The organism is Rhodoferax sp. (assembly GCF_030653815.1).
In the GTDB taxonomy this organism is placed as follows: domain Bacteria; phylum Pseudomonadota; class Gammaproteobacteria; order Burkholderiales; family Burkholderiaceae_C; genus Rhodoferax.
Genome location: NZ_JAURYQ010000006.1, coordinates 240,093 through 260,915 on the forward strand (window position 1 = coordinate 240,093; position 20,823 = coordinate 260,915).

General features: G+C 61.5%; 18 protein-coding genes and 1 pseudogene. 2 read left to right on the top strand and 17 right to left on the bottom strand.

The window, feature by feature from the left end; translation table 11 throughout:
• Nucleotides 1-7: 7 nt before the first annotated feature.
• A complete protein-coding gene (locus tag Q7U49_RS02360; protein WP_304762143.1) occupies nucleotides 8-1,630 on the bottom strand; it encodes a carboxyl transferase domain-containing protein in 1,623 nt (540 codons plus the stop codon).
• 131 nt (nucleotides 1,631-1,761) lie between these two features.
• Here Q7U49_RS02360 and Q7U49_RS02365 point away from each other — a divergent pair, with 131 nt between their 5' ends.
• Nucleotides 1,762-2,802 (top strand): AraC family transcriptional regulator, encoded by a 1,041-nt coding sequence (locus Q7U49_RS02365; RefSeq protein WP_304762144.1) that lies wholly within the window; start codon nucleotides 1,762-1,764, stop codon nucleotides 2,800-2,802.
• Here Q7U49_RS02365 and Q7U49_RS02370 read toward each other — a convergent pair.
• From Q7U49_RS02370 to Q7U49_RS02440, 15 genes and pseudogenes are all read right to left on the bottom strand, one after another.
• Complete coding sequence (locus Q7U49_RS02370; protein ID WP_304762145.1) at nucleotides 2,799-3,461, bottom strand: HAD family phosphatase; 663 nt, start codon at nucleotides 3,459-3,461, stop codon at nucleotides 2,799-2,801. The genes Q7U49_RS02365 and Q7U49_RS02370 overlap by 4 nt on opposite strands.
• 80 nt (nucleotides 3,462-3,541) lie before the next feature.
• Nucleotides 3,542-3,946 (bottom strand): annotated as a pseudogene (locus tag Q7U49_RS02375) (rhodanese-like domain-containing protein); the annotation flags it as partial.
• A gap of 25 nt (nucleotides 3,947-3,971) precedes the next feature.
• Nucleotides 3,972-5,432: a TrkH family potassium uptake protein gene (locus tag Q7U49_RS02380; protein ID WP_304762146.1), complete on the bottom strand. Its 1,461-nt coding sequence runs from the start codon at nucleotides 5,430-5,432 to the stop codon at nucleotides 3,972-3,974.
• A gap of 3 nt (nucleotides 5,433-5,435) precedes the next feature.
• Nucleotides 5,436-6,824: a Trk system potassium transporter TrkA gene (trkA, locus tag Q7U49_RS02385; RefSeq protein WP_304762147.1), complete on the bottom strand. Its 1,389-nt coding sequence runs from the start codon at nucleotides 6,822-6,824 to the stop codon at nucleotides 5,436-5,438.
• A gap of 98 nt (nucleotides 6,825-6,922) precedes the next feature.
• Complete coding sequence (locus Q7U49_RS02390) at nucleotides 6,923-7,792, bottom strand: transglutaminase family protein (RefSeq protein ID WP_370653949.1); 870 nt, start codon at nucleotides 7,790-7,792, stop codon at nucleotides 6,923-6,925.
• Nucleotides 7,793-7,966: 174 nt separating this feature from the next.
• Nucleotides 7,967-9,094: an acyl-CoA dehydrogenase family protein gene (locus tag Q7U49_RS02395; protein WP_304762148.1), complete on the bottom strand. Its 1,128-nt coding sequence runs from the start codon at nucleotides 9,092-9,094 to the stop codon at nucleotides 7,967-7,969.
• 15 nt (nucleotides 9,095-9,109) lie between these two features.
• Complete coding sequence (locus Q7U49_RS02400; RefSeq protein WP_304762149.1) at nucleotides 9,110-10,291, bottom strand: acetyl-CoA C-acyltransferase; 1,182 nt, start codon at nucleotides 10,289-10,291, stop codon at nucleotides 9,110-9,112.
• A gap of 19 nt (nucleotides 10,292-10,310) precedes the next feature.
• Nucleotides 10,311-12,161 carry a bifunctional isocitrate dehydrogenase kinase/phosphatase gene (gene aceK, locus Q7U49_RS02405; protein ID WP_304762150.1) on the bottom strand — a complete coding sequence of 617 codons (1,851 nt, stop codon included), beginning with the start codon at nucleotides 12,159-12,161 and terminating at the stop codon, nucleotides 10,311-10,313.
• Nucleotides 12,162-12,200: 39 nt separating this feature from the next.
• Nucleotides 12,201-12,509: a transcriptional regulator gene (locus Q7U49_RS02410; protein WP_304762151.1), complete on the bottom strand. Its 309-nt coding sequence runs from the start codon at nucleotides 12,507-12,509 to the stop codon at nucleotides 12,201-12,203.
• Nucleotides 12,506-13,447, bottom strand: coding sequence for a sodium-dependent bicarbonate transport family permease (locus tag Q7U49_RS02415; protein ID WP_304762152.1), 942 nt, complete (start codon nucleotides 13,445-13,447; stop codon nucleotides 12,506-12,508). The genes Q7U49_RS02410 and Q7U49_RS02415 overlap by 4 nt, the downstream gene beginning before the upstream one ends.
• A 112-nt stretch (nucleotides 13,448-13,559) precedes the next feature.
• Nucleotides 13,560-13,856, bottom strand: a complete 297-nt coding sequence (locus tag Q7U49_RS02420) for a hypothetical protein (RefSeq protein ID WP_304762153.1) — start codon at nucleotides 13,854-13,856, stop codon at nucleotides 13,560-13,562.
• Nucleotides 13,857-13,906: 50 nt separating this feature from the next.
• Nucleotides 13,907-16,258 carry a nitric oxide reductase activation protein NorD gene (locus Q7U49_RS02425; RefSeq protein WP_304762154.1) on the bottom strand — a complete coding sequence of 784 codons (2,352 nt, stop codon included), beginning with the start codon at nucleotides 16,256-16,258 and terminating at the stop codon, nucleotides 13,907-13,909.
• A 35-nt stretch (nucleotides 16,259-16,293) separates the two neighbouring features.
• Nucleotides 16,294-17,097: a CbbQ/NirQ/NorQ/GpvN family protein gene (locus Q7U49_RS02430; protein ID WP_304762155.1), complete on the bottom strand. Its 804-nt coding sequence runs from the start codon at nucleotides 17,095-17,097 to the stop codon at nucleotides 16,294-16,296.
• Nucleotides 17,098-17,260: 163 nt separating this feature from the next.
• Nucleotides 17,261-17,617 (bottom strand): ribulose bisphosphate carboxylase small subunit, encoded by a 357-nt coding sequence (locus Q7U49_RS02435; protein WP_304762156.1) that lies wholly within the window; start codon nucleotides 17,615-17,617, stop codon nucleotides 17,261-17,263.
• 68 nt (nucleotides 17,618-17,685) lie between these two features.
• Nucleotides 17,686-19,104: a form I ribulose bisphosphate carboxylase large subunit gene (locus Q7U49_RS02440; protein WP_304762157.1), complete on the bottom strand. Its 1,419-nt coding sequence runs from the start codon at nucleotides 19,102-19,104 to the stop codon at nucleotides 17,686-17,688.
• 166 nt (nucleotides 19,105-19,270) lie between these two features.
• Here Q7U49_RS02440 and Q7U49_RS02445 point away from each other — a divergent pair, with 166 nt between their 5' ends.
• A complete protein-coding gene (locus Q7U49_RS02445) occupies nucleotides 19,271-20,155 on the top strand; it encodes a LysR family transcriptional regulator (protein ID WP_304762158.1) in 885 nt (294 codons plus the stop codon).
• Nucleotides 20,156-20,164: 9 nt separating this feature from the next.
• On the opposite strand, the gene can is transcribed toward Q7U49_RS02445, so the two are convergent.
• The gene (gene can / locus Q7U49_RS02450; RefSeq protein ID WP_304762159.1) at nucleotides 20,165-20,821 is read right to left on the bottom strand and encodes a carbonate dehydratase; all 657 of its coding nucleotides are present in this window, start codon (nucleotides 20,819-20,821) and stop codon (nucleotides 20,165-20,167) included.
• Between the last annotated feature and the right edge of the window lie 2 nt (nucleotides 20,822-20,823).

Sequence of the window (20,823 nt, forward strand, 5' to 3'; positions counted from 1 at the left end):
TCCCCGCTCACATCCGGAACAAACCGAAGCGCGTGTCGTCGATGGGCGCGTTGCGCGTGGCGCTCAGTCCCAGCGCCAGCACGCGGCGGGTGTCGGCCGGGTCGATGATGCCGTCGTCCCACAGCCGTGCGGTGGCGAAATAGGGGTGGCCCTGGGTTTCGTACTGGCTGCGGATTGGCGCCTTGAAGGCTTCTTCCTCTAACGCGCTCCACTGCCCGCCCTTGAGCTCGATGCCGTCGCGGCGCACCGTGGCCAGCACACTGGCCGCCTGCTCGCCGCCCATCACCGAGATGCGGGCGTTGGGCCACATCCACAAAAAGCGCGGGCTGAAGGCGCGACCGCACATGCCGTAATTGCCGGCACCAAAACTGCCGCCGATGATGATGGTGAATTTGGGCACTGCCGCCGTCGCCACTGCGGTCACCATCTTGGCGCCGTTGCGCGCAATGCCCTCGTTCTCGTACTTGCGGCCGACCATGAAGCCGGTGATGTTCTGCAAGAACACCAGCGGGATCTTGCGCTGGCAGCACAGCTCGATGAAATGCGTGCCTTTCAGCGCCGATTCGCTGAACAGAATGCCGTTGTTGGCGATGATGCCGACCGGCATGCCCTCGATGCGGGCGAAACCGCAGATCAGCGTGGTGCCAAAGCGCGACTTGAATTCGTCAAAGTCGGAGTCATCGACGATACGGGCAATGATCTCGCGCACATCGAAGGGCTTGCGGGTGTCCACCGGAATCACGCCATACAGTTCTTGCGCCGCATACTTGGGCGCGGCGGGGGCATGGTCGGTGGCACCCAACAGCTTGCCCTTGTTCAGGTTTTTCACGGCGGTTCGGGCCAGCGCCAGCGCGTGCATGTCGTTTTGCGCCAGATGGTCGGCCACGCCGCTGAGGCGCGTGTGCACGTCGCCGCCGCCCAGGTCTTCGGCGGTCACCACCTCGCCCGTGGCCGCCTTCACCAAGGGCGGTCCACCCAGAAAAATGGTGCCCTGGTTCTTGACGATGATGGCCTCGTCGCTCATGGCGGGCACATAGGCGCCACCGGCGGTGCAACTGCCCATGACCACCGCAATTTGCGCCAGGCCCTGCGCGCTCATGGTCGCCTGGTTGAAGAAGATGCGGCCAAAGTGGTCGCGGTCCGGAAACACCTCGTCCTGGTTCGGCAAGTTGGCCCCGCCCGAGTCCACCAGGTAAATGCAGGGCAGCCGGTTTTGCTGGGCCACCTCCTGCGCGCGCAGGTGCTTTTTGACCGTCATCGGGTAGTAGGTGCCGCCTTTGACCGTGGCGTCGTTGCAGACGATCATGCAGTCGACCCCTTCGATGCGACCAATGCCGGCAATCAGGCCGGCGCCGGGTGCGCTGTCGCTGCCATCGCGGTCCGGGTACATGCCCAATGCGGCCAGCGGCGAGAGCTCCAGAAACGGCGTGCCGGGATCGAGCAGCATCTGCACCCTGTCCCGCGGCAGCAGCTTGCCGCGCGCGGTGTGTTTGGCACGGGCCGCGTCGCCTCCGCCCATCTCGACCTGAGTCACCTTGGCATTGAGGTCATCCACCAGGGTGCGCATGGCGGCGGCATTGGCCTGGAAATCCGCAGAGCGGGCATTGAGTTTGGTCTCCAGAACGGACATGGCATTCTTTCTGTGGGTCGGGTTGGCGTTCAGGCTGGCGCCAGGTTGATGACCCGAGCATAAAACCAAAAGCACGCCCGTGGCGGCCATGCAGGTTGCATATTGCGCCAATTGAAAAGATACTACGGACCATGCAAAACTTGTCCAGCAGCCGCGCTGCAACCCCGATCGCTTTCGTTAAAGCCATCGTGGGCGCTTATGAAAGGCTTGGCAAAAGTCCTGCGCATGCACTCGAATCGGCACAAATTGCGCCAGAACTTCTTGAAGATCCCACCGCGCGCATCAGCGCCGCGCAGATGGAGCGCATTTCAGACGCGGCGATGCGGGAGTTGGACGACGAGGCGCTGGGCTGGTTCAGCCGGCGCCTGCCCTGGGGCAGTTACGGCATGCTGGCGCGCGCCTCCATCAGCGCCCCGAACCTCGGCGTGGCGCTCAAGCGCTGGTGCCGCCACCATGGCTTGCTGACCGATGACATCAGTCTCCAGGTGCAAACCACAAAGGACATCACCACCATCAGCCTCACCGAGCAGCGCGACTTGGGCGCAATGCGCGAGTTTTGCCTGGTCTCGGTATTGCGCAACCTCCATGGCGTGGCCTGCTGGCTGATTGACTCACGCATCCCGCTGCAGGGCGCCCAGTTTCCCTTTGCGGCGCCCGCGCACCACCAGGTCTATGCCGTACTGTTTTCGGGTGCCACCACGTTTGAAAAGCCGCAGGCGCAGATCCGGATGGACGCACGTTACCTGGACTTGCCCTTGCGCCGCAATGAGGCCGCGCTGCAGCAGATGCTGGAACACGCCCTGCCGCTGACCGTGCTGCAGTACCGGCGAGACCGTCTGCTGGTTCAGCGGGTGCGGCAAGCACTGGCGATGCACCCCGAGCAGACCCGCAGTGCCCATGATCTGGCCGCCCTGCTCTACCTCTCGCCGCGCACCCTGCACCGCCAGCTCAAGGACGAGGGCGCGTCATTGCAGCAGTTGAAAGACGAGGTGCGCAGGCAGCGCGCGCAAGACCTGCTGCTGCGCACTGACCGCCCCATCAAACAGGTGTCGACCGCCAGCGGCTTTCAAAACGAGAAGAGTTTCATGCGGGCGTTCAAAGGCTGGACCGGACAGTCCCCGGCAGAATTCAGGCACGCGGCCGGCACCACGCCTGGCTCACCTGGCGGCTAAGGGCTCGCAAGTAACAACCCAGGCACATCGGCCATGGAGCGAAACAGCTGGCGCGCACCCGCCTGCAGCAGGGCGGCATCCCCTGACGGTTGCGGGCTGTAAGCCCACACGGTGGCGCCCGCTGCCACACCTGCCGTGACGCCCACCGTGGTGTCTTCGATCACCAGGCACTGCTCGCCTGGCAGGTTCAGATGTGCAGCGGCCGCCAGATAAACATCGGGGGCCGGCTTGGAACGCGGCATTTCATGGCCGCTGAAAATCCGCCCCGCAAAAAATCCCAACAGGTCCACTTTGCCCAATTGCATTTCCACCTTGAAGCGGTCTGCCCCCGAGGCGCAGGCAATGCGCCCCCGGGTGACGTCATGCGCCGCCTGCACGGCGGAGCGGGCTCCCGGAATCACTTCCAGCCTGGCAACAAGCGCCTGGTTGCGCCGCTGGTAAAAACTGTTGAGCCAATCCTGCGTCAAGGGCTGACCGGTGCGCGCCTCAATCTCGGCCCGCTCTTCGCGCACCGTCTTGCCGACGAAGTAAGCCATGCATTCGGCCTGTGTCATGGACCAGCCGGCTTCAGCCAGCATCTCGCGCAGAACCTGGTTGGTCAGGGGCTCGCTGTCGACCAGCACGCCGTCGCAGTCGAACAAAATTGCCTCAAATTTCATGCTTGTTGTCTTTCGTGTTGTCCCAGGAGCCCGGGCGGCAGAGCGTTCTGCGCAGGCTCCTGCGCCTTGGCGTGGCGACGCGCCTTGTGCTGTTCCATGGTTTCCACCGGTGCACCCTGTTTGACCCAGTCGGTGAAACCGCCGTCGATATGGGCCACGTTGGTCATACCCATGTTTTGCAGGGCCAGGGTGGCCAGCGCACTGCGCCAGCCGGCGCCGCAAAACAGGATGTATTCCTTGGACTCGTCACCAAACACCGGCTTGTAATAGGGCGAGGCCGGGTCCACCCAAAACTCCAGCATGCCACGCGGCGCGTTGATGCAGCCTGGCACCGTGCCTTCGCGCTCAAGCTCGCGCACGTCGCGGATGTCGACCACCTGCACACGCGGATCATCCAGACGCGCTTTGACGTCTGCAACCGAGTAGGTCTTGACCTGGGCCATGGCCTCGGCCACGAGTTGTTGGTAGCCTTTGGTGATCGGCATGAGGGGTCTCCTGAAAATAGGTAAATTACTTGCGCCAGAACTGCGGCAAAAACAGCACCATCACAGCCAGCAGTTCAAGCCGCCCGAGCAGCATCGCCACGGTGCAAATCCAGGTCTGAAAATCGGTGAGCACGCCAAAATTGGATGCCGGTCCGACCAGTCCCAAACCCGGACCAATGTTGTTCAGGGTGGCCACCACCGCAGAAAATGCCGTGACGATGTCGAGCCCCGAGAGCAGCATCAGCATGGTCAGGCCGATGGTGCTGGCGCCGTAGATCAGCATGTAGGCCATGACCGCAGCAATCACGGTGGCAGGAATGGTGGCGCGCCCCATGGTGACCGGGTTCACCACCCGCGGGTGGATGGCGCGCACCAGTTCCCGGCGCGATTGCTTGATGAGCAGCACCATGCGCACCATCTTGATACCGCCGCCGGTGGAGCCTGCGCAAGACACAAAAGTGCCCAGAAACATCAACCAGACCGGCGCAAAAACGGGCCAAAGAGCGTAGTCAGCCGACGCGTAACCGGTGGTGGTGGCCACCGACACCACATGGAAGGCAGCGGCGCGCAAGGCCACCTGGGGTTCATCGAAGGTGCCATGCAGCAGCAACAAGGCAGCCAGCCCCAAAGCGGAGCCCAGCAGCGCCAGCACATAGGCCCGCACCTCGGTGTCGCGCCACATGGACCGCACCGAGCGCGCCCGCCAGACAATGAAGTAACGCGCAAAGCTGATGCCTGACAGCGCCATGAAAACAATGGCCACGAGTTCGATGTCACGCGAATTCCAGAAGCCAAAACTCGCGTCATGGGACGAAAAACCGCCCAATCCCATGGTGCTGCACATGTGCATGAAGGCATCCGACCAACTCATGCCAGCCTGGTAATACGCCAGCATGCAAGCCGTCGAGAACACAAAATAAACGCCCCACAAACCACGCGCGGTTTCGGCAATGCGCGGTGTCAGGCGGGCATCCTTCATGGGTCCGGGGGTTTCGGCCTTGTAGAGCTGCACGCCACCCAAACCCAGCAGCGGCAACACCGCCACCACCAGCAGCATCACGCCGAGGCCGCCGATCAGCTGCAAAAAACAGCGCCACACATTGACCGAAACCGGCAGCCCATCCAGTCCGGACAAGGCCGTGGCCCCGGTGGCGGTCAGGCCGCTCATGGCCTCAAAATAGGCATCGGTCCAGCTCAGGCCGTCAATCGCCAGCACCAAGGGCACGGCGGAGCAGGCTGGCAGCACCGTCCACACCAGATTGACCAGCACAAAGCCATCCCGCGGCATGAGTTCACGGTGGTGTCGATGGGTGAGCAACCAGAGCGCCAGCCCCAAGCCCAGCGTGATCGCCATGCTTTGCAGCCACACGCCCAGCAAGGCCGGCGCATCCAGTTGCCAGGCCCAGGCCATCGGCACCAAGAACAGCAAGGCGTAGCCCACCATGATGCGGGCCAGGATGTTGAGCGCCGGAGCCAGGCTGGTCATGGTCTAGAAAAAGTTGGCACTGACCTGGAACAACTTTTCCACCGGCCGCAGCAAACGCTTGTTGGCAATGAAGATGATGATGTGGTCGGCTTCCTGGATCACCAGGTCATGGTGCGGCATCAAGACCTCGCAATCCCGCCCCTCGCCGCGCACAATGACGCCAAAACGGGCGCCCTCAGGCAGTTTGATCTGCTCAATGCGCCGCCCCACCAACTGGGACGACTTGACGTCACCACGGGCCACGCCCTCCAGCGCCTCGGCCTCGCCGCGGCGCAAGCTGTGCACCGCCGCCAAGGCACCGCGGCGCACGTGCACCAGCAGTTCGCCAATGACCGTTTGGGCGGGCGAGATGGCAATATCAATGGTGCTGCCCTGCATCATCTCGGCATAAATGCGCCGGTTGATCAAGGCAATCACCCGCCTGGCACCGAGCCGCTTGGCCAGCATGGCGGACAAGATGTTGTCCTCGTCGTCACTGGTCAGCGAGATGAACAAATCCATCTGCCCCACGCCCTCTTCGAGCAGCAGGGTTTCATCGGCCGAGTCGCCTTCCAGCACCAACATGTCAGAGGGCAATTCCCCCGCCAGATATTTGCAGCGCTTGTGGTCCTGCTCGATGAGCTTGACCTGGCACTGCCCGACCAGGCTGCGCGCCAGCCGCAGGCCCACCTTGCCGCCGCCGGCAATCATGACGCGGCGCACCGGCTGGTCATTGTTATGAATGGCGCGCAACACTTCCCGAATTTTTTGCTTGTCGGCCAGCACAAAGACCTCGTCACCCGCCAGCACGCGGGTATCGGGTCCCACCGGTATTTCGGCGTCCTGCCGGTAGACCGCCACCACGCGCATCTCGGCCCAGGGAAAAAGGTCACGAAATTCGCCAATGGTGTGGTTCACCAAGGCGCTTCCTTGTGCAGCGCGCATGGCGACCAAGTGTGCCCGGCTGCGCGAAAACTCCAGCACCTGCAGCGCTTCTGGGTAGTCGATGAGCTTGTGGATGTAATGCATCACCGACTCTTCGGGACAAATCACATGCGTGACACCAAAGCCGGTCTTGTCCAGCAAAGCATCGCCCTCGACGAACTCGGGGGAGCGCAGCCGCGCCACGGTGATCGGAATGCCAAACACGTCGTGCGCCACCTTGCAGGCGGTCAGGTTGGTCTCGTCCAGCGCGGCGCAGGCGACAAACAGGTCAGCGTCTTCAGCGCCAGCGCGGCGCAGCACCGACGGCTGAATGCCATTGCCCGGCACGCCACGCAAGTCCAGCCGGTCCTCCAGGTCGCGTAGCAACTCTGGGTCGGGGTCGATCAAGGTAATGTCGTTTTGCTCGGAAACCAGGCTTTCGGCCACACTTTCGCCAACCCGCCCGGCTCCCAGAATGATGATGCGCATAAAGGGTGCCTTGTTTTGGGGGCATCATACCGGAGCGCGGCGCGCTACTTGACCGCGTTACGGCTCATTTCAATGGTTGAGGATCAACCACCCATCGATCAATCCATGGCCACTTCATCCGCCCAGACGGTGAACCGTTGCAGTGTGTTGGGCCCGAAAGTGCTGGTCAGTGCCACGTCACAAGCATCGCGGCCGCGGGCCATCAGCACGCGGCCAATGCGCGGCGTGTTGTTGCGCGCATCGAAGGTGTACCAGCGGTCACCCAGGAAAGCCTCGAACCAGCCGGCAAAGTCCATCGGCCCCGGAATGGGTGGAATGCGGATGTCGCCCAGGTAACCCGTGCAGTAGCGCGCCGGAATGTTCATGCAGCGGCACAGGGCAATGGCCAGGTGGGCGTAATCGCGGCACACGCCCTGCCCCTCGTTGAAGGCCTCCCAGGCCGTGCGCGTGCGCCGGGCGTGGTGGTAGCCAAATTCAATGCGGTGGTGCACAAAATCGCAAATGGCCTGCACCCGTGCCCAGCCGGTGGGACCGGCGCCAAACTGCTGCCAGGCGATGTTGGAAAGCAGGTCGGTCTCGCAGTAGCGGCTGCCCAGCAAATATACCAGCACCGATTCGGGCAGATGCTCGACCGGCGTCTGTTCAACCCAGGGCGCCACCACGTCGGGCAGGCCGCTGTCATTGACCAGCGCATCGGTGCGCAACACCAGGCGCCCGGCCGGGGCGACGATGCGGCTGCACCAGTTGCCAAACAGATCGCGGTAGGCGCTGATCGGGATTGCCGGGCTGGTCACCAGAATGTCCGGGCGCACCAGATCACTTGCCCGCGAATGGTGGATGTTGAGCGACAAAAGCATCGGCGTCGGACCGGGGCATTCGTACGCCATCTCAAAGCCGACGCGCATGCGCAGGGCGGTGCCCGGAAATTGGTGCCTGGGTTCCCCTGCAATGAGATTCAAATTAGTCAATAGGTGCTCCAGATGAGGGGTACTTGCGCCGGGCAGCAACCCAACTCGGAGGAGCATAGGCTGCGATGCACCCAGGAGACTGTTCGGCAACACACTGAAGCAATAATTATTCCAGGCTTGTGAAATTTTGCGGGTCAGAGCACTCGCGCAACGACGTGCGCTGACCCCAATTGATTAAAGAGCTCTCTGGATGATGATCTTCTGCACGTCCGAGGTGCCCTCGTAAATCTGACACACACGCACGTCACGGTAAATGCGCTCCACCGGGAAGTCGCTCACCACCCCGTAACCGCCCAGGGTCTGGATGGCGATGCTGCACACTTTTTCGGCCATTTCGCTGGCAAACAGCTTGGCCATGGCGGCTTCTTTCAGACATGGACGGCCGGCATCGCGCAAGGCTGCCGCGTGCCAAATGAGTTGCCGCGCCGCCTCCAGCTGGGTGGCGCACTCGGCCAATCTGAAGCCTACGGCCTGGTGGTTGAAGATGGCGGTGCCAAAACTCTGGCGTTCCTTGGCGTATTGCAAAGCAAACTCAAACGCGCTGCGCGCCATGCCCACGCTTTGTGCGGCAATGCCGATGCGACCGCCCTCCAGGCCGCCCAGGGCAATGCCGTAGCCCTGGCCCTCGGCGCCAATCAGGTTCTCGGCGGGAATGCGGCAATTGTCAAAATTGATCTGCGCGGTGTCGCTGGAGTGCTGGCCCAGCTTGTCTTCGAGCCGCGCCACGTGATAGCCCGGGGCATGGGTCGGCACCAAAAAGGCGCTCATGCCCTTTTTGCCCGCGCCCTTGTCGGTGACGGCAATCACAATGGCGACGTCGCCATTTTTGCCGCTGGTGATGAACTGCTTGACGCCGTTGATCACGTAGCCGTCGCCGTCCCGGACCGCCGTGGTGCGCAGGCTGGAGGCGTCCGAGCCCACATGCGGCTCGGTCAGGCAAAAGGCGCCCAGCATCTGCCCCTGCGCCAGCGGCGTCAGCCATTGCTTTTGCTGCGCCGGATTGCCATAGCGCATCAAAATGGCATTGACCGGACAGTTGGTCACACTGATCACGGTGCTGGTGCCGCCGTCACCGGCCGCAATTTCTTCAAGCACCAGTGCCAGTGTCAGGTAGTCCAGGCCCGCGCCGCCCAGTTCTTCAGGCACGCAAATGCCGTAGGCGCCCAATGCTGCCAGGCCTTGATGCGCCGCCTTGGGAAAGTGGTGCTCCTTGTCCCACCTGGCCGCATTCGGCCACAACTCGGCCTGGGCAAAGTCGCGCACCGCGTCGCGGATCATTTCCTGGTCTTGGGTCAACAGCATGGTTCAGGCTTTCGTTCAGAGCATTTCCAGCGCCACGGCAGTCGCTTCACCGCCGCCGATGCACAGGCTGGCCACGCCTTTTTTCAGGCCTCGGGCCTGCAGCGCGTAAATCAACGTCACCATGATGCGGGCACCGCTGCAGCCAATCGGGTGGCCCAGCGCGCAGGCGCCACCGTTGACATTGACGATGTCGTGGCTCAGGTTCAGCTCGTGCATCAGCGCCATCGGCACCACGGCAAAAGCCTCGTTGACTTCCCACAGGTCGACATCTTTCACGCCCCAACCCGCCTTGGCCAGCACCTTGTTGACCGAACCGATGGGCGCCGTGGCAAACCAGTTGGGCTCCTGCGCGTGCACGGCGTGGGCCACCACGCGCGCCAGCGGCTTGAGGCCCAGCTGACTGGCGGTGGAGGCACGCATCATGACCAGCGCGGCGGCGCCGTCGTTGATGCTGGAACTGCTGGCGGCGGTGATGGTGCCGTCTTTCTTGAAAGCGGGTTTGAGCGCGCTGATCTTGTCGAGCTTGACCTTGCCGGGACCTTCGTCAATCGACACCACGGTCTCCCCGGAACGGGTCTTGACCGTGACCGGCGCAATTTCGGCGGCAAAAGCGCCTGATTTTGTCGCCGCCTGCGCGCGCTGCACGCTGGTGGTGGCAAAGGCGTCCTGCTGTTCACGGGTAAAGCCGTATTTGGCGGCACAGTCTTCACCAAAAGTGCCCATCGAGCGGCCCGGCTCGTAGGCGTCTTCCAGACCGTCGAGCATCATGTGGTCAAAAATGCGGTCGTGGCCGATGCGGTAACCACCGCGCGCCTTGGGCAGCAGATAAGGCGCATTGGTCATGCTTTCCATGCCCCCGGCCACCAGCACGTCGGCGCTGCCCGCGGCCAGCATGTCGTTGGCAAACATGGCCGCGCGCATGGCCGAGCCGCACATTTTGGACAGCGTCACGGCGCCCGCACTCAAGGGCAAGCCACCTTTCAATGCCGCCTGGCGTGCCGGCGCCTGGCCCTGGCCCGCCATCAGGCAGTTGCCAAACAGCACCTCGTTGACCAGCGCCGGGTTGACACCGGCACGCGCAACGGCGGCCCGGATGGCGACGCCACCCAGATCGTGCGCCGCCAAAGACGAAAAGTCGCCTTGAAAAGAACCCATGGGGGTGCGGGCTGCGCCCACGATCACTATTTGCTCCGTCATGTCAAACTCCTTGAAAAATTTAAATGGATTCCCGAACCTGTGTTTCGACGCGCTCGGGCTGAAACCGCTTGTCCTGGTCGTACGGGAACACGTCATAGACGTAACCCGCCTGAATCCGTTCCTTGTGGCTTTGCCAGAACGCCACGTCGAGCAGGTCGGCGTGGTACTTCATGAACACCGCTTTCACCGCCGGGTTACCCAGCAGGAACGGGCCAAACGTTTCCGGGAACACGTCTTTCGGACCCACCGTGAACCAGACCTCGCCCGACATTTCGTCTTCTTCGTTGCGTGGCTGGGGCACCCGGCGAAAGACGCAGTCGGTGATGTATTCGATCTCGTCGTAATCGTAAAACACCACCTTGCCATGGCGCGTGATGCCAAAGTTTTTCCACAGCATGTCGCCGGGAAAAATGTTGGCCGCCACCAGGTCCTTGATGGCATTGCCGTACTCGATCACGCCGCGCGCCAGTTGCGCATGGGCACGCTGCGCTTGCGGGCTGGTGTTGGCGGGGTCGGCACCGCCCGCATCGAAGGCTTCCTGCAGGTAAATATTGAGCGGGATCATGCGCCGCTCAATGTAGACGTGCTTCAGGATCACCTCGATCTGGCCGTCGCCATCGCGGTCGCTGATTTCGAGCTGGCTGGGCGCAAATTTTTCGATTTCGGCAATCAGCTCGTCGGTAAAACGCTTGCGCGGGAACGCCACCTCGCTGTACTCCAGCGTGTCGGCCATGCGCCCCACGCGGTCATGCTGCTTGACCAGCAGGTACTTGCCCTTGATCTGCTCGCGGCTGGTCTCCTTGGGCGGGGGGTAAAAGTCCTTGATGACCTTGAACACATAAGGAAAGCTGGGCAAATCGAACACCAGCATGACCATGCCCTTGATGCCCGGTGCGATACGGAACTGGTCGGTGGAATGGCGCAGGTGAAACAGGAAGTCGCGGTAAAACAGCGTCTTGCCCTGCTTGGCCAGGCCCAGCGCGTTGTACAACTCGTTGCGTGGCTTGCGCGGCATCATGCTGCGCAAAAACTGCACGTAGGCACTGGGTATTTCCATGTCGACCATGAAATAGGCCCGGGCAAAACTGAACAGCATGTGCATGTCGTCTTCGCCGTGCAGCACGGCGTCGATGGCCAGCTGCGACTCGCCCCCGGTGTACAGGATCGGCAGCGCAAAGGGCACCTCATGAAAACCGTTGATCATCTTGCCCACCACGTAGGCACCCTTGTTGCGGTAAAACAGGCTGGTCAGCACCTGCAACTGGAAGTTGGCGTGCAGCTTGCTCGTCCCCAGCAAGGGGCTGATGACGTCCGTGACAAAAGCCGCATCGCGCGGCAAATCTTCAAAGTCGCGGTGCAGCCCAAAATCCTTGACCATCTGCACCAGCACGGCTGACATGTCCGCAGGCGTTGGGTAATAGGCGCGGTAGGTGGGGCGTGTCTCGGATTCGCCGTTTTCGATGTACTCGGTGCTGACCGCCGGACGCACAAAAATGAAATCGTTTTGAAAGTAGCTGCGGTGCAGTATTTTGGTGGTGACCGAATTGAAAAAGGTCTCGGCCAGCTCGGGCTGGTGGTGGTCTACCAGCAAACCGATGTAGTGCAGCTTGACCTGCTGCCAGATGTCCATGGGTTGGTCGCCGGCCTTGAATTCCCGCTCCAGCCGCATGGAGCATTCGCGCACCCGCAGGTCGTAAAACTCGATGCGCTCACGCTGGGCCCGCTGCTGGCCCGCCCAGTCTGCGGTTTCAAAGCGGTGTTTGGCACGTGCCGACTCGGTCCTGAACAGCCGGTAATGGCGGTTGAATCCGTCCATCATGGCTTTGGCAATGTCGTAAGCGACCGTGGAGTCGAGGCGTGCAGGAAACATTTTTGCTCTTTATTGAATAGCTTCTGACACTTGTTGACATCAGAATTTTTCAGGGCGCAGAATCTCGACGTCATGAAGGTAAGCCACCATGGCGTAGTTGTCGAAGTAACGGGTCTGAATATGCAGGAGCGCAGCCTCGGCCAAGGGGCGGGAACAAATAATCTCGATCCGAATGTTTCCGACCTCTTTCCAGGTGGCATCACGCACGCCGCGACTGCCCCGACCGCGGGCATCCGAGACCGTGTAGGCGTGAACACCCAGTTTGTCCAGGTCGCGCACCAATAACTCCTCGACGGCGGCCTCGGTGATCACGGTCAACAGCGTGCGCATTTCGGTGATGAGTGTCATACATTGCCTCCTGAAAAATACACCGCCAACCAATGGTAAAGCGGAATACCCACCAAAATATTGAAGGGAAAAGTGACGCCAAGGACAGCGGCCAGCGACAGCGCGGGGTTGGCCTCAGGCACGGCCAGGCGCATGGTGGCTGGCACGGCGATGTAAGACGCACTCGCAGCCAGCGCGGCAAGCAGGGTGCTGCCGCCTACCGAAAGCCCCAGGGCCGACGCGCAGGCCAGACCAAGCATGGCTGAAAAGAGCGGCATGAGCAGACCAAAACCGAGAATGAAAATACCGCGCTTTCGAAGCTCACCGGCCTGGCGCGCCACGATCAGGCCCATCTCCAGCAGAAACAGGGCCAGCGCACCCTTGAACAAGTCATAGAACAAGGCTTTGACCGGCTCCAGCCCAAGCGGGCCAGCCGCCCAGCCGATGAGCATGCCGCCCACCAAAAGGGTCACACCCTTGCCCAAAAATGTTTCATGCGCCAGCATGCGCCAGTCAGTTTCCCGCCCGATGCCGCGTGCCAGAACGATGCCGACCATGATGGCAGGCACCTCCATGACCGTCAGGAAGATAGCCAGTTGCGGCTCAAATGCAATGTTGCGGGTCATCAACCAGTTGACACCCACCGCAAAGGTCGCCACGCTCACCGACCCATAGTGTGCCGCAGTGGCAGCTGCGTCAGAGCGCCCAAGGCGACCCAAATAACGCAAGGCCGCAAACGCAATCAGTGTTTGCACAATGCCCAGCAGGGTCACCATGCCCAGCTGCGGCAGCAGCGCCCCAAGCTCCTGCTGGGCCAGACCTTCGCCGCCCTTGAGGCCAATGGTCAAAAGCAGCACCAGCGACAGCGAATCGTAGAGGGCAGAGGGTAACTTGAGCTCTGAACGCAGTATCCCGGCCGTCAAGCCGAAAATAAAGAAAAGTACAACGATGTCGATCATTACCGGCAATTCCTTTTATCGGCCCCATTATCGATGGGAGACCCATTACCAGGATGATGCGGCTGGCGAATCATGCGACGCCCGCCCGGCGCCCTTGCCAGGCCATCCGGTTTCAGTCGTCGTCGCCGAGTTCAGGATCCCAGCCCTGCGTGCGGGCTTTTTTGATGGCGGCATCGTAAATTCGGTGATGCCGCTCGGCCAGACCGGCCGGGAGTCGGCTGGGCAAATTTCCATACGGCTCCCAGGCTTTGGAAACAGCGTCGAGCAAGAGCTGGAAATCAGCGGCACTGCGCCCAATGAAAGTGTCGTTTTCCGGCAGAATGTCAAACAGCCAGGCATCCCGGATGGTGCGGCCGATCATGGTCATGCCGCCATTTTCTTCGTTGTCCAGACCGATGTAGGTTTGCATGCGTAAGCTCTGTATAAAAGTTGATGGGGGATGATCGCAGGTTTACGCGCCTAGCGCGTCAAACCGGCATACAGCAGCGGCAGTTTTTCCGGCAGGCGCTCCACCTTGTCGACCACCATGTAGTTTTGCGCGCCAAAAATGCGCGACACATACTGGTCGGCGCGCGGGTCCAGGCTCATGCAATAGGTGCTGATGCCATTGCGCCCGGCCTCTTCCACCGCTTTTTTGGTGTCGTGGCGCAGGTACTGCGGGTCGCGCACATCCACGTCGGCCGGTTCGCCGTCGGTGATGACCAGCAACAGCTTCCTGGCTGAGCGTTGCGCCTTCAAGGCCGCCGCTGCATGGCGAATGGCGGCACCCATGCGCGTGGAGAGCTGCCCGGTCATGCCTGCCAGGCGGGCCTTCACCACATCGTCGTAGGGCTGGTTGAAGTCCTTGAAGCGCCAGTAGTTCACATCGTGCCGACCATCCGAGCAGAAGCCATGAATGGCAAACGGGTCGCCCACCTTGCCAACGGCATCGGCCAGCAGCACACAGGCCTGGCGGGTGAGTTCAAGCACGGTGTGATCCTGCCCGGCCACACGGTCGTTGGTGGAGTGCGACAGATCCAGCAGCACCATGACCGAAATGTCGCGGGTCTTGCGCACGCTGCGCATCATGATGCGCGGGTCGGGTTGCTGACCCATGCGCATCTCGATCAGCGAGGCCAGCGCGGCGTTGATGTCGATGTCGTCACCGTCCTCGAGCTTGCGGATGCGCTGCACGCCTTGCGGCTGCATGGCATCGAGCAAAAATTTCATGCGCGAAACGACACGCTTGTGCTCAGCGGCAATGGCGTCAATCAGCGCCAGATCACCCAGCTTGGCGCGCCGCTCCTGCACCGTGGCCCATGCCGGGCGCTCCAGCTGGATCAAATAGTCCCACTCGGCATAGTGGCTGGGCGGCACCAGGGGCTCCTTGCCTTCGGATGCGTTGTAGGACACACCCATGTCCTCGTAGGGAAAGAGCTCGGTGGCCAGCACCCAGATTTCCTGTGCGTCGTCACCCGCGGTTTCCACCTCGGTTTCGTTGGCCATCTCCATCAGATTGACATACTTGCGCACCTGCTGTGGCGCGTGGTAGCCGGCGGCGATGGACTGGTCAAAGTCGAATGCCTCGAAGGCCCAGAAGTAGCGGTTGTCGTCGCGGTAGGGCGCGCGCTGCACGTCGGTGCGCGGGTGGTAGGCCAGCCCCACGTCCCTGAAACTGTGTGCCAGGGCCACGCCAATGTCCATGGATGCGGTGTTGTCATGGGGCTGCGCCAGCACGCCGGGCAAAGCCTGTGCAAACAGGGCCTGCCCCTGGACGATCCAGGGGTGGGTGTCCTGATGATCGGGCGCCAGCAGTGCGCGTGCCAGGCGGTTGAGGTAATCCCCCGCCGAGGCCGCTTGCGCCGGTGTCACGGTGTGCAGGCTGCACCAGAGCTGGCGCAAGCCCGGAAATTTGGCACAGGCCAGCGCTTCGACCCGCGCATCTTCAATCACCCCGATCAGCGCCATCTGCCAGGGGCTGAGCGCCTGTGCCGAGATGGGCTGGCGGGTATAGACCAGGTGTGCCGCCGCGTGGGCCGCACTGGCCCGGTACAACTCGGTGGCACTGACCTGGCCCTGCTGGCCCGCCACCGCGTCAAAGGCATCGGGCAGATGGATCAGGTAATCCTCGATGAAAGGCATGTAACCCTCGCGCGACTCAAAGTCCCCCGAGGTCGGACGCATGAAAAAATCACGCCCCCACAAGGCGCGCAGGTACATGTTGATGCGCCGCTGCACATCCACCAACAACGTGCCCTTGCGCTCCTTTTGCAGCATGGCCAGCGACTCTTTGGAATTGAGGCCAAAGTACTTGACCTGCTCTTCGTAGTGGGTCCGATGGGCGTGCGCGCCCCAATTGGCCCAGCGGCGCAAGCCACCCAGGGTGAGTTGGCCCAGCAGCACATCAATTTTGTCAAGCATGGGGCGCAGGCCGCGCGGTGCCTGGTTGACCAGGGCGCTGATCACTTGCAGGTATTGCAAAAACAGGCCGCCGTCCGCCAGCCGCTTGGCGGCTGTGGGCGCGGTGGCCAACACCAGCTCAATCACCGAGCCCGAGGTTTTGGAGGCCAGCATCAGCGCCTCGGTGACCAGGTCGGCCACCACGTCCTCGCCAACCTCACTGGCCACTTGCGGCGCCGAATCAATCCAGGCGTTGACCAGGCTCGCGCCCTTGCCCAGCCCGCGCAGCGCGGCAGCGCCCTTGACATAGTTGTCCAGCCCCCGGGCCGAGAACACGCGGGTGGCATCCGCCCAGGCATGCACCAGCAGCTCGCGCGACTCGGGTTCGAGCTCGTTGAGCCACTCTTGATAATCGTCAAGATGAACGGACATGGCACGCTCCGGGTTCTGGGTGACAAGCCGCGTGGTCAGAAGAAGGTGGCAACCGCCGCGTCCAGCGCATCGCGCATGTCGGGGTCGTCGGTGATGGGGCGCACCAGCGCCACGCGGCAGGCCGCCTGCGTCGCCACACCCTTCTTGATCAGGCTGCCCGCGTAAATCAGCATGCGGGTCGAGAGGCCCTCATCCAGCCCATGGCCTTTGAGGTTGCGGGCGCGCTCGGCAATGGACACCAGTTTGCCCGCCACCTCCAGGGAGACACCGGTTTCATGGGCCACGATTTCGGACTCGACGTCACGCGCCGGGTAGCTGAAATCAAGCGCGCCAAAACGCTGCTTGGTGGACTGCTTCAGGTCTTTCATCAGGCTCTGGTAGCCTGGGTTGTAGGAAATCACCACCTGAAAATCAGGGTGCGCCTGCACCAGCTCACCCTTTTTTTCCAGCGGCAGGATGCGCCGGTTGTCGGTCAGCGGGTGAATCACCACGGTGGTGTCCTGACGTGCCTCGACCACTTCATCCAGATAACAGATGGCACCGTGGCGCGCGGCCGTGGCCAGCGGCCCGTCTTGCCAGCGCGTGCCGTTGGCATCGAGCAAAAAGCGCCCGACGAGGTCTGACGCGGTCATGTCTTCATTGCAGGCCACCGTGATCAATGGCTTTTGCAGCTTCCAGGCCATGTACTCCACGAAGCGTGTCTTGCCGCAGCCGGTAGGGCCTTTGAGCATCATCGGCATGCGCACCGAGTAAGCCGCATCGAACAACGCCACCTCATCCGCCACCGGGCGGTAGTAAGGCTGTTGCGTGACGCGGTAGGGTTCCAGAATGTCGTTCATTAAAGTCTCCAATCGAAAATAACGCCAGGACTTGACGGGCGTCGGGCAAAAAATGTCAGCGGAACGCACCATCCCTCAAAGCGCCTGCCTCCTGCAAGCTGAGGTTTTGAGGGATGGCCCCGGCATGGACAACACGCCGGGGCCCGGCTCGATAGAAGCCCGGTCAGACCGTCTTGCCGCGGAAGATCACCATCGAGGCGCCCTGCGACTGCTTGAAGTTGTCATAGCCAATCAGGCGCACATGGTTGTCAGGGTTGGACTTGCGACAGGCTTCGCATTCAGCCAGAATTTTGTCCACGTCGGTTTCGCCAAACATGGGCAGCTTCCACATGTACCAATAGGAGTCCATCAGGTACTGCGGCTCGGTGTGCTCGATGGCCGGGTTGAGTCCCTTTTTCACCAGGTATTCCACCTGCTTGCGAATTTCTTCGGTCGTCATGGCGGGCAGGTAAGAGAATGTCTCGAACTTGCGGCTGGTCGGGTCGCTCACGCGGCTTTTGTAATCCATTACTTCAGACATGTCATTTCCTTTCAGAGGTTAAAAACCAGAAGCCGGGCTGGCTAAAAAGAAGCCCGGGCAGCTGCGGTTTACTTGTGCGCCACATCGAGCTTGTCGACGGTGTCGAATTCGAACTTGATCTCTTTCCAGGTTTCCATGGCGATCTTGAGTTCGGGCGAGTGCTTGGCCGCGTCCATCAAGACGGTTTTGCCTTCCTTCTCGACCGCCACGCCTTCGTTGCGCGCCTTGACGCAAGCCTCCACCGCCACGCGGTTGGCTGCAGCGCCGGCCGCGTTGCCCCAGGGGTGACCCAAAGTACCACCGCCAAACTGCAGCACGGAGTCGTCACCAAAGATATTGACCAGGGCCGGCATGTGCCACACGTGAATGCCGCCCGAAGCCACCGGCATGACGCCAGGCATGGAACCAAAGTCCTGGTCAAAGAAGATGCCGCGCGAACGGTCTTCCTTGATGAACTTGTCACGCATGATGTCAATCCAGCCCAGCGTGGCTTCGCGGTCGCCCTCAAGCTTGCCCACCACCGTGCCGGAGTGCAGGTGGTCACCACCCGACAAACGCAGGCACTTGGTCAACACCCGGAAGTGAATACCGTGGTGCGGGTTGCGGTCAAGCACGGCGTGCATGGCGCGGTGAATGTGCAGCAGCATGCCGTTGTTGCGACACCAGTTGGCCAGCCCCGTGTTGGCCGTGAAGCCACCGGTCAGGTAGTCGTGCATGATGATGGGCGAGCCGATTTCCTTGGCATATTCGGCGCGCTTGTACATCTCCTCAGGCGTTGGCGCGGTGACGTTCAGGTAGTGACCCTTGCGCTCACCGGTTTCGCGCTCGGCCTTCTCGATGGCTTCCTGCACAAAGTCAAAACGCTGCTTCCAGCGCATGAAGGGCTGGCTGTTGACGTTCTCATCATCCTTGGTGAAGTCCAGACCACCACGCAAGCCTTCGTAGCAGGCACGACCGTAGTTTTTGGCTGACAGACCGAGCTTGGGCTTGATGGTGCAGCCCAGTAGCGGGCGACCGTACTTGTTCATCACATCGCGCTCGACCTGAATGCCATGCGGCGGGCCGCCACAGGTCTTGACGTAGGCTATCGGAAAGCGGATGTCTTCCAGGCGCAGTGCGCGCAGCGCCTTGAAGCCAAACACGTTACCCACCAGCGAGGTCAGCACGTTGACGATGGAACCTTCCTCGAACAGGTCAATCGGGTAGGCCACGAACGCGTAATAACAGGTGTCGTCACCCGGCACGTCCTCGATCCGGTAGGCGCGGCCCTTGTAGTAATCCAGATCGGTCAGCAAATCGGTCCACACCGTTGTCCAGGTGCCCGTGGAAGACTCGGCGGCCACCGCGGCAGCACACTCCTCACGCGACACACCGGGTTGCGGGGTAATTTTGAAACAGGCCAGAATGTCGGTATCCAATGGCGTGTACTCGGGGGTCCAATAGGTCTGCCGGTATTCCTTCACGCCGGCGTTGTAGGCTTTTGCCATGCTGTCTCCTTTTTAGGGTGGTGAAAATCGTCGTAGTGGGGTTCAAAGTTGGGTCTTGCGGGTCGGTTTTGCTTTGAACTTGGGTGAATTTTTGCCCAGCGCAACAATAAATAAAAGTAAAATGTTTTAACCGTAATGATTTACTTTTATAAATTATTAAAATCCCATGCCCCTCCGTCACGCCACCCTGCACCAATTGCGTATTTTTTCCACTGTTGCCCGCCTGAGCAGTTTTGCGCGTGCTGCCGAAGCCTTGCATTTGTCGCCGCCCACCTTGTCCTTGCAGGTCAAGCAACTGTCTGAAACCGTCGGGGTGCCTTTGTTTGAACAACTCGGCAAGAAAATTTTTCTGACGCCGGCCGGACGCGCCCTGGCTGACACTTGCCATGACATTGAGCAGCGCATGGAGCGTCTGACACAAGACCTGGCCGCTCTGCACGGCGTTGAAAGGGGAAGCTTGAGCATTGCCATCCTGACCACACTGAAATACACGGTGCCCAAACTGCTGGCCGGGTTTTGCAAAGCCCACCCAGGCATTGAGGTGTCGCTCTTTGTTGGCAACCGCGAAACCCTGCTGCAGCGCCTGGCAGCCAACCAGGACGACCTCTACATCATGGGTCAAGCGCCCAAAAATATGGAGGTGTCAAGCGAGCATTTTTCCGAAAACCGTTTGGTGCTGGTGGCTCCGCCTGCGCACCCGCTGGCGGGCAAGCGCAAGCTGGCGGCGAAGCGTCTGGCGAATGAGCCTTTCATCTTGCGCGAGCCAGGCTCTGGCACGCGCCTGACCACCGAACGCTTTTTTGATGCCCTGGGCATCACACTGAAAAACCGGCTGGAGCTCAGCAGCACCGAGGCCATCAAGCAAGCTGTGGCTGGCGGGCTGGGCCTGGCGGTGCTCTCAAGCACCACGGTGGTGTCAGAGCTGGCGCTTGGAGAACTGGTGCAGCTCGATGTTCAGGGATTCCCCCTGATTCGGCACTGGTACGTGGTTTGCCCCAAGGGCAAAAAACTGTCGGCTGCGGCCACTGCCTTCAAGGCCTGTCTTATGTGACCAAGCAGGTCAGAGCTGGCTTGGCCGTGGATAGCGCTTGAATGCATTGCGAAACACATTCACCACTTCGTTTGCGCCCTGCATGCTGACCGCCAGGTCCTTCACCAGGCCGTCCTTGATGCCATAACACCAGCCATGCACCGCCACCTTTTGGCCGCGCGCCCAGGCATCCTGCAGCACATTGCTCAAGGCCACGTTGCCCACCTGCTCAATCACATTCATCTCGCACAGGGTGTCTTCCTGCTCGGCTACGCTCAGGTGGTCCAGCCGGCGGCGATGGCGCAGCTTGACATCGTGCACGTGGCGCAACCAGTTGTCGGCCAGCCCGACCCGGGTACCGCGCAGGGCGGCCAGCACGCCGCCGCAACCGTAGTGCCCCACCACCATGATGTGCTCGACCTTGAGGTGATCCACGGCAAACTGGATGACGGAGAGCGCGTTCAGGTCCGAATGCACCACCACATTGGCAATGTTGCGATGCACGAACACCTCGCCGGGATCGAGCCCGGTGATTTCATTGGCTGGCACACGGCTGTCGGCACAGCCGATCCAGAGGTACTTGGGTGTCTGTTGCTGCGCCAGTTGCCTGAAAAACCCGGGCCGCTGCATTTCCATGCGGGCCGCCCAGTCGCGGTTGTTGTCGAGGAGGTGTTGTAGGGTTGTCATGC